Origin of the sequence: Corallococcus sp. 4LFB, from assembly GCF_046520365.1 — a bacterium.
GTDB lineage: Bacteria > Myxococcota > Myxococcia > Myxococcales > Myxococcaceae > Corallococcus > Corallococcus caeni.
The window spans coordinates 1-1,587 of the sequence record NZ_JBKGHJ010000946.1; the positions used below are offsets into that span (position 1 = coordinate 1).

Annotated in this window: 2 protein-coding genes; both read left to right on the top strand. The window is 74.7% G+C overall.

The genetic code is table 11. From position 1 onward, the window contains the following. Positions 1-1,041, top strand: a 1,041-nt coding sequence (locus ACLEQD_RS43045) for a sigma-54 interaction domain-containing protein (RefSeq protein WP_410391742.1), incomplete at its 5' end; no start/stop codon positions are given. Next, positions 1,038-1,587: serine/threonine-protein kinase (locus ACLEQD_RS43050; protein ID WP_410391743.1), on the top strand; the 550-nt coding region annotated here is incomplete at its 3' end. The genes ACLEQD_RS43045 and ACLEQD_RS43050, both read left to right, overlap by 4 nt.

The window sequence follows — 1,587 nt, forward strand, 5'->3', positions numbered from 1 at the left end:
GTCAGCGGGCCGTCCATGTACCGGCTGGCGCTGGGCGAGCGGTCGGTGGTGGTGGCGGACGCGGCGCTGATGCGGCTGTTCGAGCTGCTGCGCCGGCTGGCGGCGAGCCCGCTGCCGGTGCTCATCCACGGCGAGACGGGGGCGGGGAAGGAGAACGCGGCGTGGGCGGTGCATCACTGGTCGCCGCGCTCGGCGCAGCCGTTCGTGCCGCTCAACTGCGCGGCGCTGCCGGAGAGCCTGGTGGAAGGGGAGCTGTTCGGCCACGAGCGGGGCGCGTTCTCCGGCGCGGACCGGGCCCGGGCGGGCCTGCTGGAGCGCGCGAGCGGCGGGACGCTGTTCCTGGATGAGGTGGCGGAGCTGTCGCTGCCCATCCAGGCCAAGCTGCTGCGCGCGTTGGATCAGCAGGTCATCACCCGGCTGGGGGACTCGCGCGAGCGGCCCGTGGACCTGCGCGTGGTGGCGGCCACGCACCGGGTGCTGGCGGACGAGGTGAAGGCGGGCCGGTTCCGGCAGGACCTGTTCTTCCGTCTGTCCGCGGCGGTGGTGGTGTTGCCGCCGCTGCGAGACAGGCCCCGGGAGCTGCCGCTGCTGGCGCGGGCGTTCATGGAGGACGCGTGCGCGAGGGCAGGGCGCCCGCCGCTGCACCTGTCCGCCGCCACCATGGAGGTCCTGGGCGCGCACCCGTGGCCGGGGAACGTGCGCGAGCTGAAGAACGCGGTGGAGTACGCGGTGGCCACGTCGCCGGGGCCGGTGGTGGAGCCGTCGCACCTGCCGGAGTCGCTGCGGGCGGGGATGGACGCGCCGCCGGAGCCGGAGGCGGTGCGGACCGCGGGGGGCACGGAGCCGCCGAAGGTGTTCCAGAACCTGGCGGAGGAGCTGCGGACGCTGGAGCGGCAGCGGATGCAGGAGGCGCTGGAGGCGACGGGCGGGGTGCAGACGCGCGCGGCGCAGCTCATCGGGATGCCGCTGCGCACGTTCGCGTTCAAGCTGAAGCAGCACCGCATCTCGCCCTCGCGAGGCCGGGGCGCGGCGGGTGAATGAGGAGCGAGCCGCTTCCAGCGTGGCAGCCCCCCGCGACGTTCGGGGAGTACCGCCTGCTGCAGCCGCTGGGGCGCGGCGCGATGGGCGAGGTGTACCTCGCGCACGACACGGTGCTGGACCGGCTGGTGGCGGTGAAGTTCATCGCGGGCGTCGCACCGGATGAGGCGCAGCGCGAGCGCTTCCGCACGGAGGCGCGAGCGATTGCCCGCGTGCAGCACCCGAACGTGGTGGGCATCCACCGCGTCGGAGAGGTGAAGGACCGGCCCTACCTCGTCTCCGAGTTCCTGCGAGGAGACAGCCTGGACCGGCTGTCCCGGCCGGTGCCGTGGACGCGGGTGCTGGAGATTGGAATCGGGTTGGCGAAGGGGCTCGCGGCGGCGCACCGGCAGGGGGTGCTGCACCGGGACCTCAAGCCCGCCAACGCGCTGCTGACCGAGGACGGGCAGGTGAAGCTGCTCGACTTCGGGGTGGCGAAGCTGCTCGACGTGGCGATGGCGCCCGCCGGGCCCGCGCGCCTGCCGGGCCCGCGCGCCGCGCCCGTGGAAG